The sequence below is a fragment of the Streptomyces sp. NPDC021749 genome (assembly GCF_040640655.1).
Lineage (GTDB): Bacteria > Actinomycetota > Actinomycetes > Streptomycetales > Streptomycetaceae > Streptomyces.
In genome coordinates, this window is sequence record NZ_JBFACE010000040.1 from 19,350 (window position 1) to 33,293 (window position 13,944).

Here is a 13,944-nt window from a genome sequence, read left to right on the forward strand (position 1 = left end):
GGTGCTCCCGGGGCCCGTGCTCCCGGGCCCGTACTCCCGCGGTCGGTACTCCGCGACCCGTACTCCCGCGGTCAGTACTCCCGCCCGTCGAGGGGCGGTGAGGGGGCGGTGAGGCCCCGCCGTACGGGCCCCGTACCGTTGATGGGGTGTACCGGTTCCTGCTGACCCCGCGGTGGTGGGGGATCAACGTCTTCGCCGTACTGGCGATTCCCTTCTGCATCTTCATGGGCAGCTGGCAGCTGAGCCGCTTCGAGGAACGCGTCGACACCCACCAGCAGCAGGAGGACCGCTCCGCCCAGGCGAAGGCCGCGGCCGCCCGGCCCCTGGACGGCCTGCTGCCCGTCGACAAGGTCACCTCCGGTCGCCAGGCCAGCGCCCGCGGGCACTACGACACCGAGCACCAACTGCTCGTACCGGGTCGCACGCTGAAGGGCAAACACGGCGAGCGGCAGGGCTTCTACGTCCTCACCCTCCTGCGCACGGACCACGGCAAGGCACTCCCGGTCGTACGCGGCTGGCTGCCCGGTGACGCTGATACGAAGGCCGATACGGCGAAGGTGCCGGCACCGCCCAAGGGTGAGGTGACGGTCACCGGCGCGCTGCAGGCCTCCGAGAACCAGGGCACCGACGGCGTGCAGGCGGGCGGCGGGCTGCCGCGCGGTCAGCTCGGCATGATCAGCGCGGCGTCGCTGGTCAACATCGTGCCGTACGACGTCTACGACGCCTGGATCACCCTCACCGACCCGCAGGCCCCGCTGCACCCCGTCCCCCCGGCCGCCGCCGAGGGCAGCGGTCTGGACCTCAAGGCCTTCCAGAACCTCGGTTACACCGGCGAATGGTTCGTCTTCGCCGGCTTCGTACTCTTCATGTGGTTCCGTCTCTTCCGTCGCGAAGCCGAGGCCGCGAAGGACGCAGCCCTGGGCCTCCTCACGGAGACGGGCGAGACGGCGGCCGGGTCGGCCGAGGCGCAGGGCGTGTCGGGTGAGGCGACGGCCGGGGCTCCGGATATGTCGGCCGAGGCAGCGGCCGTGCCGGTCGAGGCTGCGGATGTGTCGGCGGGGCAGGAACGGGGCGAGGGTGCGGGGGTGGGGCGGGGCTGAGGGGCTCGGCGTTTAGCTCCCCCGGGGGGCCGCCCCCCCGCCCCCACCCCACCCCTCCCCGCCTCCAACCGGTATCTGCAACGCCATTGCACCTGGTCAGAGGGTGTATGGCCGTTGTAGCCGCAAGGGAATCGGTGTGCCACGGTAGCCCTATGGCAGGCAACCGCACCCCGTCGCAGCGCCCTGACCACACCCACCCGCACAGCGGCCACCACGGCCACGACCACGGCCCCAGTCACCCGCACACCGGGCTGCCGTCCCCGTCCGGGGGCTGGGGGCGAGTGCGGCACCGGATCGGTCATGTCCTCACCCCGCACAGCCACGCGGCCGCGGACAAGGTCGACGCCGCGATGGAGACCTCCCGCGAGGGCATGCGCACGCTGTGGCTCTCGCTCGGGATCCTCGGGCTGACCGGTCTGGTCCAGGCGGTCATCGTCGTGCTGTCGGGCTCGGTCGCGCTGCTCGGCGACACCCTCCACAACGCCGCGGACGCCCTGACCGCCGTGCCCCTCGGCATTGCCTTCGTGCTCGGCCGGCGGGCGGCGAACCGCCGCTACACCTACGGCTACGGCCGCGCCGAGGACCTCGCCGGTATCGCCATCGTTCTCACCATCGCCGCCTCCTCCCTCCTGGCCGCTTACGAGGCCATTGAGCGCTTGCTGCACCCCCGCGACGTGACCCACCTGGGCGCGGTGGCCGTGGCCGCCGTCGTCGGGTTCCTCGGCAACGAGTGGGTGGCCCGCTACCGCATCCGTACCGGCCGCAGGATCGGTTCCGCGGCCCTGGTCGCCGACGGGCTGCACGCCCGCACCGACGGTTTCACCTCCCTCGCCGTTCTCCTCGGTGCCGGAGGCGCAGCTCTCGGCTGGCGCCTTGCCGACCCGCTGATCGGTCTGCTGATCACGGCCGCCATCCTCGTGGTCCTGCGCGACGCGGCCCGTGAGGTCTACCGGCGGCTGATGGACTCCGTCGATCCCGAGCTCCTCGACACCGCGGAGAACGCCCTGCGCACGGTGGCCGGGGTCCGTGGCGTGGGCCAGGTCCGTATGCGCTGGATCGGTCACACGCTGCGTGCCGAGGCAGACATCGTCGTCGACGCCGAGCTGACCGTGGTGCAGGCCCACGCGCTCGCCGTCGCCGCCGAGCACGCGCTGATCCACGCCGTCCCCCGGCTCACCGCCGCGACCGTCCACACCGATCACACGACCCAGGGCACCGGGATCACCGACCCGCACGCCGCCCTCGCCCATCACACGGCGGCCTGAGAGGGGCCGCAGGGACTCGCGTTGCGGACCCGTCTCGCAGGGTTCTCCGCGAGAACCGTGCTCTCTCCGGGGGGATGGCCGACGGCCTCCTTTCCTACGTCCGTCCCTCCCTTCTTGCGGTACTTCCGTCGTTGCTCCCTTCCTGCGTCCGTTCCGCGTGTGATCCGTGCTTGCTTGTCTTCTGTCTTCGGTAGCTGCCGGTCAGGCGTTCTGGTGCTTGGCGGCCAGGTAGCGCTGGGCGAAGTCGAGTTCCAGGCGGACCTGCTTGATGCGTTCCTCGACGACGAGAGAGCCGTGGCCCGCGTCGTAGCGGTAGACCTCGTGCGGGTGGCTGCGCTGTTCCAGGCGCTGGACGTAGTTCTCGACCTGCTGGATCGGGCAGCGCGGGTCGTTGACGCCGGCGGAGATGTAGACCGGGGCCCGCACCGCGTCCACGTACGTCAGCGGGGACGATGCCTCGAAGCGTTCCGGGACCTCCTCGGGGGTGCCGCCCAGGAGGGTCCGGTCCATGGCCTTGAGGGCTTCCATCTCGTCGTTGTACGCCGTGACGTAGTCCGCCACCGGTACCGCGGCCAGGCCCAGTGCCCAGGCCCCGGGCTGGGTGCCGAGTCCCAGCAGGGTGAGGTAGCCGCCCCAGGAGCCGCCGGCCAGGACCAGCTGCTCCGGGTCCGCCAGGCCGGAGGCGACGGCCCACTCCCGCACCGCGGCGATGTCTTCGAGCTCGATCAGCCCGACGCGGTGCTTGAGCGCGTCCGTCCATGCGCGGCCGTAGCCCGTCGAGCCGCGGTAGTTGACGCGGACGACCGCGAAGCCGTGGTCGACCCACGCCGCCGGGGACGAGGCGAAGGCATCACTGTCGTGCCAGGTCGGGCCGCCGTGGATGTCGAACACCGTCGGGAACGGGCCCTCGCCCGCGGGCTGCTGCACCAGGGCGTGGATACGGCCGCCGGGCCCGTCGACCCAGACGTCCCGCACCGGCACCGACCCGGGCGCCTTCATGCCGGGCGGGTCCAGTACGACCGCACCGCTCGTCGAGCGCACCTCCGGGGGCTGGGCGGCCGACGACCACAGGAACTCGACCGTGCCGTCCGGCCGTGCCGTCGAGCCCGAGACCGTGCCGGCCGGGGTCTCGACCCGGGTCAGTATCGCGCCCGTCGGCTCCTCGCCGAGGTCGTACCGCCACAGCTCGCTCCGTGCCTGGTACTCGTGCTCCACGAGCAGGGCCGAGCCGTCCGGGTACCAGTCGGCGCCGACGTCGCCCGGGAGGTCGATCTCCAGGGCCGTCTCCTTGCCGGTCAGCGGATCCCAGAGCATCGGCTCCCAGCGGCCGCGGCGCTGATGCCCGACCAGCAGCCGGGAGTCACCGTCCACCGGTGCGAAGCCCATCACCGACAGGCCCAGCTCCTTGGTGCCGCCGTCGGTGTCGTCCAGCTCGGCGACCGTGGAGCCGTCGGGCCGGACGACGCGGATCGCGGAGTGCATCGCATCGCCGTGCTCGGTGTGCTCGATGGCGATCAGTGAGCCGTCGTGCGAGAGATCGCCGACGCCCGCCGACTCGCGGTGGCGGTAGATCTCCACCGGGGGCTCTCCCGGGCGTACGACGTGGATCGTCGAACCGTCGTCGTCCGTGGAGCGGCCGACGACCGCGGTCCCGTCGCGGCCGATGGCCAGACCTCCCGGGTAGGAGGGTTCGAGCCCCGGGGTGGCCGGCTCGTCAGGGCCGCCGGCGAACGGCTGCCGCATCCAGACGCCGAACTCGTCCCCGTCGGTGTCCGAGAACCACCAGATCCATGCGCCGTCCGGCGAGAGCATGCCGTCCGTCGTGCCGTTGGGCCGGTCCGTGGCCTGCCGCTGGGCGCCGGTCGCCCGGTCCCAGGCGTACAGCTCGAAGGTGCCGGTGGCGTTCGAGACGAACAGGGAGCGGTCCGGGGCGTCCTCGGCCCAGTCCGGCAGCCCGATCCGCGGGGCGCGGAAGCGCTTCTCCCAGTCCGGCATGTCGGTGCCGCGGGCGGTGATGACGGACCTGGCGGCATCCGGGGCACCGGTGTCCGCTGCCTCGGTGGCGTCTGTCACGGTGGCGTCCGCCGCGCCGGCGGTGTCCGTCTGTGGTGAGCCGGCCGGGTCAGGTGTCGACGCGCCCGGGCCCGTTATGGGGTTGGCCGAGTCCGCCGGCGCCCGCAAGGAGCGGTCGGAGCGGTCGGTGTCGGCCGAGGAAGGGGTCGGGTGGGGGGAGCGGTCGGGGCCTGCGGTCGTCTCGTCAGTCATGCGCCCATTCTGCGCCCGGCGCTCGAAATGCGTTGGCGAGGGCCAGAAGCCTGTGGATAACTTCCCGGTATGCGAAGACACACCGGGCCCGACGACTGGCGGGAGACCAATCGCGCGAGGTGGGACGAGCGGGTGGCCATCCACACCGCGAGCGATTTTTATGACCAGGAGCGCTTCCGCCGGGTCCGGGACGTGATCCGCGACTTCGAGACCGCGGAGGTCGGAGACGTCACCGGCCGGTCCCTGCTCCACCTCCAGTGCCACTTCGGGCAGGACACGCTTTCCTGGGCGCACCGCGGCGCCGCCCGCGTCGTCGGCCTGGACTTCTCCGAACCGGCCGTGGAAGCCGCCCGCGAACTCGCCGCCGAACTCGGCTACGGACCGGACCGGGCGGCCTTCGTCGCCGCCGACGTCTACGACGCGGCCGAAGCGGTCCCCGACGCGTCGTACGACATCGTCTACACCGGTATCGGCGCGCTGAACTGGCTCCCGGACCTGGAGCGCTGGGCCGACACCGCCGCCTCGCTCGTCGCGCCCGGGGGCTTCCTCTACCTCGCCGAGTTCCATCCGCTGGCCGACATCCTGGACGACGAGACCGGTGCGCGGATCGTCCACGACTACTTCAGCCGTGACGCCTGGGTCGACGAAGTGCCTGGCACCTACGCCGACTTCGATGCTCCGACGGTCAACAACCGCAGTGTCGAATGGCAGCATCCGCTCGGCGACGTCGTCTCCGCACTGGCCGGCGCCGGTCTGCGCATCGACTTCCTGCACGAGCACGACATGACCGTGTTCCAGCGGTTCGCCGCACTTCGGCGGGGTGACGACGGGTACTACCGCTTCCCCGGCGACCGCCCCCGCGTTCCCCTCATGTACTCGCTGCGGGCCGGTCGTCCTCGTTGACTTTCTCGCCCGGGGTGGTGCCGTTCGTCCGTACCGTTGCGGCTAGGGTGTCGGACCGGTTCCGGCCGACAGGCGGCAACCAACGGCGGACAACGACGCCGGACATCGCAGAACGATTCCGGAAGTCCGGAAGTCCGGAAGTCCGGAACAGCAGAACTCCGGAACTCCGGCGCGGAGCAGTGGCGGAACAGCGCGGAACAGCGCGGAACAGCGCAGGACCGCGCAGAACGACGAAGAGCATCGCAGAACAACGGGGGAATGCCGTGCGGAAGCCGATACGTCTCGCGGGTGCCGCGGGTCTCAGCGCACTCATGCTGCTGGCCGTGGGGTGCGGCGGGCCGGGTAAGGACAAGGCGGAGCCGGGGGCGTCGGAGGCCGTGACGCCCGCCAAGCCGCTGCCGATGAAGGCGACGCCCCGCCAGGCCACCTGGACCGACTCCGACGACACGGTGCACCCGCTGCGGATCACTCCGACGCGGCTGGCCCGCGGCTCGGACTCCGACCTCTCGCACATCCGGCTGGACGACGACCTGAAGGGGAAGGTGCCGTACTACCTCACCTTCTCCTACACGAACACCGGCAAGAAGACGGTCAAGAACCTGTCCCCGGAACGGAACTTCTCCGTCAACGGGGCGGACGGCCAGCCCGCCCAGCCGGTCTCGCTGTTCCAGTCCAACCCGTTGGCCACGAGCTCCGGCCTGCCGCCCGAGTGCCGTGAGGGCGGCGCGTCGCAGCTGGCGGCCGGCGCCTCGTCGGCGCTGTGCCAGATCTACATGCTCCCCAAGGGCCAGCCGCCCACCACCGTCTCCTACAAGGACGACGGCGGCGACACCCTCCTGTGGAAGGTGGGCGAGGGCGAGGCCGAGGCCGGTGCGTCCAACGGGATCCTGCCCGCGGGCCAGCCGGCCGACGGCGTCACGGAGGACACCGAGAAGCGGCCCGTCTCGCTGCGGATCACCCCGAAGAGCGTCCGCGCCGGCTCCCTCGCCGACCTGGGGCGCTTCGATCTGGACGCGGACCAGAAGAAGATGACCCCGTACTACGTGACGATGCAGTACCGGAACAGCGGCAAGTACGACCTGCTGCCCAGCATGAGCGACGGGGTGACGCTGCAGACCGCGGCCGGCCGGACCGTGCAGAAGATGACGTTGATCGATATCGGCGGCCCCGGCGTCAGCCAGTGCCCCGAGGCGGTCCCCCACAAGATGGTGAAGCCGAACGGCGTGGTGACCGAGTGCTCCGTCCACCTGGTGCCGAAGGGGGACGCGCCGGCAGCGGTGATCTTCAACGGTGAGGGAGAGGGCTCGCACCAGGTCATCTGGCGGGCGTCGGTGGCCGGCACGTAGCGGTACGCACCGTGGAGACGGCGGGGCGGCCGGCGGTCGGCCCGCCGCCCCTCCCTCCGCAGCGCGGGTTCTGCCCCTCCCCGGGGCGCGTCTCAGCCCGCGCAGTTGCGCCTGGTCGTCCTCGGGGATGTCCCCCTCCCCGGGGCGCGCGTCTCAGCCCAGCCGCAGCGGCAAGGACACCAGCCGCCAACTACCCGGTGTCTGCGCACGTTCCAGGCGTTCCGCCTCGACGGCCAGTGAGACGTCGGGGAAGCGGGCGAACAGCTTCCCGAGGGCGACCTCGCCCTCCTGCTTGGCCAGCGTCGCGCCGAGGCAGTAGTGGGGTCCGTGGCCGAACCCCACGTGGTTCTCCGCGTGACCTGCGGGATGACGGGTCAGATCGAGGCGTTCCGGGTCGGTGTAGTGGCGGGGATCGTAGTTTGCCGACACCAGGATCAGCTGGACGGCATCGCCCTTGTGGATCAGAGTGCCGCCGATCTCGACGTCCTCGGTGGCGTACCGCAGCTGCGTCATGTGCACCGGTCCGCACCACCGCATCAGCTCATGGACGGCCCGCGGGAACAGGGCCGGGTCGTCCTTGAGGAGGCGCAGTTGGTCGGGGTGGGTGAGCAGCGCCGCCGTGCCGTTGCCTATCAGGTGGGCGGTGGTCTCGTGACCGGCCAGGACGAGGGTGAGGACCAACGTCACCATCTCGACGTCACTCAGCCGGCTGCCGTCGTCGTCATGGGTGCGGATCAGCTCGCTGAGCAGGTCGTCGGTGAGCGCGCCGCGCCGTTCCCGGATCAGCGCGTGGACGCGGTCGATCATCGCGGGGAACGAGACGCCGAGCCGGTCCGGCTGGAGCGAGACGAGGTCGGCACCCCATTGGCGCCATTGCGGACGGTCGGCTTCCGGTATGCCGACCAGTTCACAGATGACTGTGATGGGCAGCGGGTACGCGAAGTGCTGGATCAGGTCGACGACGCCGTCCTCGGCGTGCTCGGGGAGCCGGTCCAGCAGGGCGTCGGCTATCTCCTCGACGCGCGGCCGCAGATTGGTGATCTTGCGTGCGGTGAACGCGCGGGTGACGAGCCGGCGGAGCCGGGTGTGGTCCGGGGCGTCGTTGTTGAGGATCGATCCGAGCAGATAGACGCGCAGATGCTCGGGGAAGCCGAGCATGTCCAACGCCCGCATCGTGGGCGAGTCCTCGGGCCGGGCGTTCAGAGAGGAGGCGACCGGGTTGTTCACGAACCGGGGGTCGCGCAGGATCTGCCGGACCTCCTCGAAGCGGGTCACGAACCACACGGGCGAGTCGTCCATGAACCGGCCGCGGACGACCGGCCCGTGCTCGCGCAACCCCCCGTATCCGCCGTAGGGGTCGCTGATCAGGGCGGGGTCCATCACATGCGGCTCACCCGGGTGTTTCCCGGCGTGCGCGGTGAGCGGGGAGCGGGGTAAATCCGACATCGTTCGTTCTCCTCCGTGGGGAGTGGGCGAGGCGGCTGAGGTCGGTCACCGGCCGCCGTCTCCGGCCGCCGTCACGCTCGCGGCGGCGGCATGTCTGCCGCTGGCTCTTCAGCGACGTACCTGGCGGTCCATCTCGCGGGCACACAGGTCCGCCAACTGCTCGTAGAGGGCGATGACGTCCGGCACGGCCGCGGTGGCGGCCCGGTGTGCGTGCTCGGGGTCGGCTTCCAGGGCGCTGCGGACCGTTCGGGCCAGGATCTCCGCACGCGTCTCAGGGGTGTCGGGGGCTCGCTCGTACAGCAGCGTCTCGGCGGTGAGAAACCCGGTGGCCATCGCCATCAGCGCGTACTGCTGGTGGCGCACCTCCGTGTCGGTGCGCACCAGGCCGTGCTCGCGCAGCACCTCAAGATGGCGCCGCAGGGTCCGGTCGGCCTCGACGATCACCTCCGCGAGCTCCTTCTTGGCGTGGTCGTTGAGCCGGCCGAGGACGTCGGAGTCGTCGGTGTACAGGGCGCGCAGCACGGGCTCGTCCAGGAAGTCGTGGAACCGCCCACGCATCATCCGGCTCGGCAGGACCTCCAGCGGATCGGCGCGAAGCCGTGCCAACTGGCGCTGCTGGCTGCGGGACTGGACCTTCAGCATGACGGCGAGGAGCAGTGCGTCCTTGGTCTTCCAGTGGAGGTAGACCGTCCCCTTGCCCACATTGGCGCGCCGGGCGATCTCGTCGATCGTCACCCGCGCGTATCCCCAGGCGAGCAGCAGCTCCTCGGCCACCTCCAGGATCCGCTCCGCACGCTCCGCCCGCTCCACGGCTTGTTCCTTCCCCCGCACGCCCTGAGGGAGTCAGGTTCTGCCTCCGGCCTTGACCCCGTGACCGGAATTCGAATCTGGTCACGGCGTCAAGGCTAGGGACGCCGACGCACCAGCCGTAAGGTGCTTTCCGGACAGTCGGTGGGGCCGGGGGCAGGCCCTGCCGGCCGACCGGTGGAGGGTGACGTCGCGGCGGCTCTGCGGGAGCGGCTACCGGAACAGGCCCAGGAGCCCGTCGAGCGACCAGCTCTGCCAGCTCATTGCCGGCAGGCCTACGACCGAGATCAGTGCCATCATCAGGTTCTGGCCCTGTTCCGCCCAGTCGTGGATCATCAAGGCGAGGTAGATCAGATTGAGGACGGCGCCGGCGATCAGGGCGACCGGTGTGAGGAAGCCCGCGATCAGGCCGAGGCCGAGGGCCAGTTCGGCGTAGGCGACCACGTGGGCCATCAGGCGGGGGTGCGGCTTCACGAAGCGGTCGAAGCTCTTGCGGACGGCGGGCCACCGGTGTCGGGCCGCGATGCCGGCCGCCCAGTCGATGCCGCCGCCGGCGAACCAGGTCTTCTTGTCCTTGTGGCGCCAGCTCTCCAGCCACCACAGTCCGAGGCCGATCCGGAGGACCGCGAACCACTCGGCGCCGCTGAGCCAGCTCGTGTGCACGGCCGTGGCGATGTCCATGTCGTCCCTCGATTCGTCCCGCGTGGAGTGGTGGAGCCGTGACGGAGAACTGATGGAGTGTCAGATTGTGGGCGCCTCCCGGGGTGAGGGCAAGGCCCCGTACCGCACGTCCCGCAGGGCGAGTTGGCGGGCGTGCCTTGTCGTCGCCGGGGCGAGGTCCTAGCCTCGGAGCCGAGGGGACTGATGGGTCGTCAGATTCGGGCCCGTAGTGACGCACCGGCGGGCAGTTGGGGGTACAGCGTGATCAGCAACGAGAGCGGCACGGCGGAGCTTCCCAAGGTCATCAGCGTGGACGATCACGTGATCGAGCCGGCGCACCTCTTCGAGACCTGGCTTCCGAAGAAGTACCAGGACAGGGGGCCGAAGCCGTTCACCGCGGGCATCGGCGAGCTGGAGTACGTGGGCGGGAAGTACCGCTTCACCACCGACCCGGACGGTCAGATCACCGACTGGTGGGAGTACGACGGGCAGATCTTCCCGTACAAGCGCATCATCGCGGCCGTGGGCTTCTCCCGGGACGAGATGACGCTGGACGGGATCACCCGGGAGCAGATGCGGCGTGGCTGCTGGGACCCCAAGGCGCGGCTCGCGGACATGGACCTCAACCACGTCGAGGCGTCGCTCTGCTTCCCGACGTTCCCGCGTTTTTGCGGGCAGACCTTCGCCGAGGCCGAGGACAAGGAGGTCGGGCTCGCCTGCGTCCGGGCGTACAACGACTGGATGGTGGAGGAGTGGTGCGGGGACAGCGGCGGCCGGCTGATCCCGCTGTGCCTGATCCCGTTGTGGGACGTCGGCCTCGCGGTCGCGGAGATCCGGCGCAACGCCGCCCGCGGGGTGCGGGCGGTGACCTTCAGCGAGATCCCCACCTACCTCGGACTGCCGTCGATCCACTCCGGGTACTGGGACCCGTTCTTCGCGGCGTGCGAGGAGACCGGGACGGTGGTGAACATGCACATCGGGTCGTCGTCGCAGATGCCGGCGGCCTCACCGGACGCGCCGCCCGCGGTCCAGGCCGCGCTGTCGTTCAACAACGCGATGGCGTCGATGACGGACTTCCTCTTCAGCGGCGTGCTGGTGAAGTTCCCGCGGCTGAAACTCGCCTACAGCGAGGGCCAGATGGGATGGATCCCGTACGCGCTGGAGCGCGCCGACGACGTCTGGGAGGAGCACCGGGCCTGGGGCGGGGTGAAGGACCTGATCCCCGAGCCGCCCTCGTTGTACTACTACCGGCAGATCTTCTGCTGCTTCTTCCGGGACAGGCACGGGGTGGAGGCGATCGAGACCGTGGGCGTCGACAATGCGACGTTCGAGACGGACTACCCCCATGTCGACTCGACCTGGCCGCACACGAAGCAGGTGGCGGCCGAGCACGTGGCGGGGTTGCCGGACGAGGTGACGTACAAGCTGTTGCGCGGGAACGCGATCCGGATGCTGGAGCTTCCCTTCGACCAGGGGCAGCAGGGCGGGGGTTCCGGAACGGCGCGATGAGGGGGCGGGAAGGGTGCGGCCCCGAGTCCGGCACCGCGTCGCGCGGGCCCGGGCTCGGGGCCGTGCGGTGCCGGACGGCCGGGAAGGGACGAGGGCTTACCTCTGACGGGACGAGGCTGACGTCCAGCCGGCGGCCCTGGCCGCGGTGACGGCCTCGGCCTCGGCCGCGTCCGCCTCGGCGTTGAGCGGCTCACTGGCCCCCAAGCCGTCCCGCCCGGCGGCCCTTCCCGCTGCCAGGGACGCCTTGAGGGCGGCGTCGTACGCGGCGTCGCAGAGCTGGTTGACGCCGTGGGAGCGGGCTATCTGGGCGGCGAGGACGGCGGCCGCGGCCGCGTTGCGTGCCTGACGGGCGTCCGCCGCGGGGTCCGGTGCGCCCGCGGCCAGGGCGGCGACCGCGTCGGCGGACAGGCGGACGGCGTTGGCGGCCTTCGCGGAGGCCGCCGTCGGCACGGCTACCACGGAGCTCGGGTCGGCCGCGAAGCCGGCGAAGCGGCAGGCGGCGGCCGTACGGGCGGAGGCACTCCGGGCACGTGCGGAATGCCTCGCCCTGATGAGGGCGTCCTGCGAGGTGTTCCGTGGTCGTTGCTCGACTCCACTGGGCTCGGTCATTGCGGTCTCCTTGCCGGTCAGAGCGAGGGCGCTGGGTGTGGTCGGCGACCGTTGCCGGCCTCGGCCACGGCGACCGACGCGGCGTCCGGCGGGACCGACCAACGGGTGCCGGGCAGGGTGGCACGCCGGGCCCCAACAGACCAGAGCCGCGACGGCGGAACCCTCGCGCGCAGTTCCCGGCCGCTGAACGTCAGCCGCCCCCGCACCTTTCAGCGCTCACCTTCCCGACCTCACCCTTCGGCCTCGCCCTCAGCCCTCGCCCTCAGCCCTCGCCCCTCGGGTAGCGCCAGTCGAAGTGCGCCAGCTCGCGTGCCCGGGCCTCCGCGACCGCCATCCGCGCATCGCGCTCCGCGGTGTCCGTGTGGGAGGGCTGGCTGGTCGCCTGGCCCGGCCACTTGCGGTAGAGGAGGCCGACCTCCGAGGAGAACCAGCCGCGGCTGGTGGCGTTCAGGGCGAGGAGCAGACCGGTGTCCTCCGAGGCGGGGAGGGCCATCCAGCCGCCGAGGGCGAGGAGCAGGTCGCGGCGCACGAAGAGGCTCGCCGGGTGGACCGGGGCGCGGAAGTCGTTCGCCTTCCAGAAGTCGAGGACGGTGCCGCGTTCGATCGGGCCCGCCTCGGGATCGCCCGGGAAACCTGCCGTCGAGCCGTCGGGCAGCAGGTCGAGGACGCGGGACGTCGCCCAGCCGATGCTGCGGTCGCCCTCCAGGGCGGCCAGGTCGCGGGCGAGTGCGCCGGGCGACAGCTGGTCGTCGGCGTCCAGAACCTTGACGTACTCGCCCTCGGCGTGTGCCAGGGCGAGGGTGCGTGCGACACCGGGGCCGCCGGCCCGCCCCTGGCGGAAGGTCACCCGGGCGTCGTCGGGGACGTAACGGGCGACCTCGTCGGTGCGGCCGTCCTCCTGGACGACCCAGTGCCACTCCCACCCCCGGGGGAGGTCCTGCTCGCGGAGGGAGGCGTAGGCCTCCGGGAGGAAAGGCGCCGAGGGGGCGTGGACGGCCGTGACGATGATGATGCGCCGGCGCACGGCACTCACCACCTTTCCAGGGGAGTGGTGAACAGCATTTCCGTGCGGTCGCCGGGCAGGACGACGTGCGAGACGTCGACGATCCGGCCCTGGACGTCGATCGACGTCTTGCGGAGTACCAGCACCGAGGTCCCGGGCGGCAGCTCCAGCTCCTCCGCTTCCTCGGGCGTCGGCGGGCGGGCGGTGACCCGTTCCTCGATGCGGTCGACCTCGATGCCGACGGTGGCGAGCTGGGCCTGCGAGCCGCCCGGCCACGGTTCGTTGGCCGCGTCGAGCAGGTCCGGGTTCGCCGCGATCAGGTCGCGGACGAGGTAGGACGTCACCAGGCTGAAGGGGGCGCTCTCCGCCGCGCAACGCGTCCGGTAGGAGCGTTCGAGCAGGGGGGTGCCCTCGGGGCGGCCGAACGCCGCCGCGAGGTCCCCGTCCGCAGGCGTCTCGCGGTAGGTGGCGTGGAAGATCAGGTCGTCGACGTGCAGACCGGTTTCGTGCTCGGTGGCGCCGGTCCGGGCCCGCTCCTCCAGGGGCCGGCGGGCGCGGTTCTTCTCCCACTGGTGGCGAAGGTTGGTGCGTACGGTCGTGGTGCGGGGGCGCCGGACGAAGTTGCCGCGGCCGTGCTGCTTCTCGATCAGGCCCTCGTCGCGCAGGACCCGGAGCGCGTCCCGGACGGTCGGCACGCTGCGTCCGAACTCCTCGGCGAGCCTCGCCTCGGCGGGGAGGCGGTCCCCGGGCTTCAGCCGACCTGCGCGGATGGACTGCCGAAGCTGGTCGGCGATCCGCTCGTACGCCACTGCCACCGATCTCACCGTCCCGTCGCTGGGGCCCCGGTGTCCGGGCCGGCGGGCTGACGGGGCCGCCGGCCGGCCGGCCGGACGGACGACACCAGGCTACGACTCATAAAGAGGTGTTGACGACTTGGGGGGCGAACCGGGAATCGCAGGCATGAAAGCGCCCGATCGCTGGCGACGGGGGATGCACCAGCGATCGGGCTGCCGCCAAGAGTAGCAAGGCCG

12 protein-coding genes are annotated in these 13,944 nt (G+C 71.4%); 5 read left to right on the plus strand and 7 right to left on the minus strand.

All coding sequences use genetic code 11. The features are described from left to right. The first annotated feature begins 146 nt into the window (after nucleotides 1-146). Together AB0G35_RS30075 and AB0G35_RS30080 are read left to right on the plus strand one after the other, a co-directional pair. Entirely contained in the window at nucleotides 147-1,100 is a 954-nt protein-coding gene (locus AB0G35_RS30075) for an SURF1 family protein (protein WP_360956022.1), read from the plus strand. Nucleotides 1,101-1,252: 152 nt separating this feature from the next. After that, nucleotides 1,253-2,365 (plus strand): cation diffusion facilitator family transporter, encoded by a 1,113-nt coding sequence (locus AB0G35_RS30080; RefSeq protein WP_360956024.1) that lies wholly within the window; start codon nucleotides 1,253-1,255, stop codon nucleotides 2,363-2,365. 201 nt (nucleotides 2,366-2,566) lie between these two features. On the opposite strand, the gene AB0G35_RS30085 is transcribed toward AB0G35_RS30080, so the two are convergent. Next, complete coding sequence (locus AB0G35_RS30085) at nucleotides 2,567-4,360, minus strand: prolyl oligopeptidase family serine peptidase (protein ID WP_360956098.1); 1,794 nt, start codon at nucleotides 4,358-4,360, stop codon at nucleotides 2,567-2,569. Nucleotides 4,361-4,699: 339 nt separating this feature from the next. Here AB0G35_RS30085 and AB0G35_RS30090 point away from each other — a divergent pair, with 339 nt between their 5' ends. Both AB0G35_RS30090 and AB0G35_RS30095 read left to right on the plus strand, forming a co-directional pair. Then, the gene (locus AB0G35_RS30090) at nucleotides 4,700-5,533 is read left to right on the plus strand and encodes a methyltransferase domain-containing protein (protein WP_360956026.1); all 834 of its coding nucleotides are present in this window, start codon (nucleotides 4,700-4,702) and stop codon (nucleotides 5,531-5,533) included. 263 nt (nucleotides 5,534-5,796) lie between these two features. After that, nucleotides 5,797-6,879, plus strand: a complete 1,083-nt coding sequence (locus AB0G35_RS30095) for a hypothetical protein (RefSeq protein WP_360956028.1) — start codon at nucleotides 5,797-5,799, stop codon at nucleotides 6,877-6,879. 153 nt (nucleotides 6,880-7,032) lie between these two features. Here the strand turns inward: AB0G35_RS30095 and AB0G35_RS30100 are convergent, their stop codons facing one another. From AB0G35_RS30100 to AB0G35_RS30110, 3 genes are all read right to left on the minus strand, one after another. Then, nucleotides 7,033-8,325, minus strand: a complete 1,293-nt coding sequence (locus tag AB0G35_RS30100; RefSeq protein ID WP_360956030.1) for a cytochrome P450 — start codon at nucleotides 8,323-8,325, stop codon at nucleotides 7,033-7,035. A 108-nt stretch (nucleotides 8,326-8,433) separates the two neighbouring features. After that, nucleotides 8,434-9,135 (minus strand): helix-turn-helix domain-containing protein, encoded by a 702-nt coding sequence (locus AB0G35_RS30105; protein WP_360956032.1) that lies wholly within the window; start codon nucleotides 9,133-9,135, stop codon nucleotides 8,434-8,436. Nucleotides 9,136-9,345: 210 nt separating this feature from the next. Next, the gene (locus tag AB0G35_RS30110) at nucleotides 9,346-9,795 is read right to left on the minus strand and encodes a DoxX family protein (RefSeq protein WP_360956100.1); all 450 of its coding nucleotides are present in this window, start codon (nucleotides 9,793-9,795) and stop codon (nucleotides 9,346-9,348) included. 258 nt (nucleotides 9,796-10,053) lie between these two features. Between AB0G35_RS30110 and AB0G35_RS30115 the strand changes: the two genes are divergently transcribed. Further along, nucleotides 10,054-11,301 (plus strand): amidohydrolase family protein, encoded by a 1,248-nt coding sequence (locus AB0G35_RS30115; protein WP_360956034.1) that lies wholly within the window; start codon nucleotides 10,054-10,056, stop codon nucleotides 11,299-11,301. 96 nt (nucleotides 11,302-11,397) lie between these two features. Here AB0G35_RS30115 and AB0G35_RS30120 read toward each other — a convergent pair whose 3' ends face one another. From AB0G35_RS30120 to AB0G35_RS30130, 3 genes are all read right to left on the minus strand, one after another. Then, nucleotides 11,398-11,910: a hypothetical protein gene (locus AB0G35_RS30120; protein WP_360956036.1), complete on the minus strand. Its 513-nt coding sequence runs from the start codon at nucleotides 11,908-11,910 to the stop codon at nucleotides 11,398-11,400. A gap of 262 nt (nucleotides 11,911-12,172) precedes the next feature. Continuing rightward, nucleotides 12,173-12,934, minus strand: a complete 762-nt coding sequence (locus tag AB0G35_RS30125) for a glycosyltransferase (protein WP_360956038.1) — start codon at nucleotides 12,932-12,934, stop codon at nucleotides 12,173-12,175. Between the two features lie 5 nt (nucleotides 12,935-12,939). Continuing rightward, nucleotides 12,940-13,728: a GntR family transcriptional regulator gene (locus AB0G35_RS30130; protein WP_360956040.1), complete on the minus strand. Its 789-nt coding sequence runs from the start codon at nucleotides 13,726-13,728 to the stop codon at nucleotides 12,940-12,942. Nucleotides 13,729-13,944 lie beyond the last annotated feature (216 nt).

Coding starts and splice junctions, on each gene's coding strand:
- AB0G35_RS30080 (WP_360956024.1), top strand. CDS start 1,253: ATGGCAGGCAACCGCACCCCGTCGCAGCGCCCTGACCACACCCACCCG.
- AB0G35_RS30085 (WP_360956098.1), bottom strand. CDS start 4,360: ATGCCGGACTGGGAGAAGCGCTTCCGCGCCCCGCGGATCGGGCTGCCG.
- AB0G35_RS30090 (WP_360956026.1), top strand. CDS start 4,700: ATGCGAAGACACACCGGGCCCGACGACTGGCGGGAGACCAATCGCGCG.
- AB0G35_RS30100 (WP_360956030.1), bottom strand. CDS start 8,325: ATGTCGGATTTACCCCGCTCCCCGCTCACCGCGCACGCCGGGAAACAC.
- AB0G35_RS30120 (WP_360956036.1), bottom strand. CDS start 11,910: ATGACCGAGCCCAGTGGAGTCGAGCAACGACCACGGAACACCTCGCAG.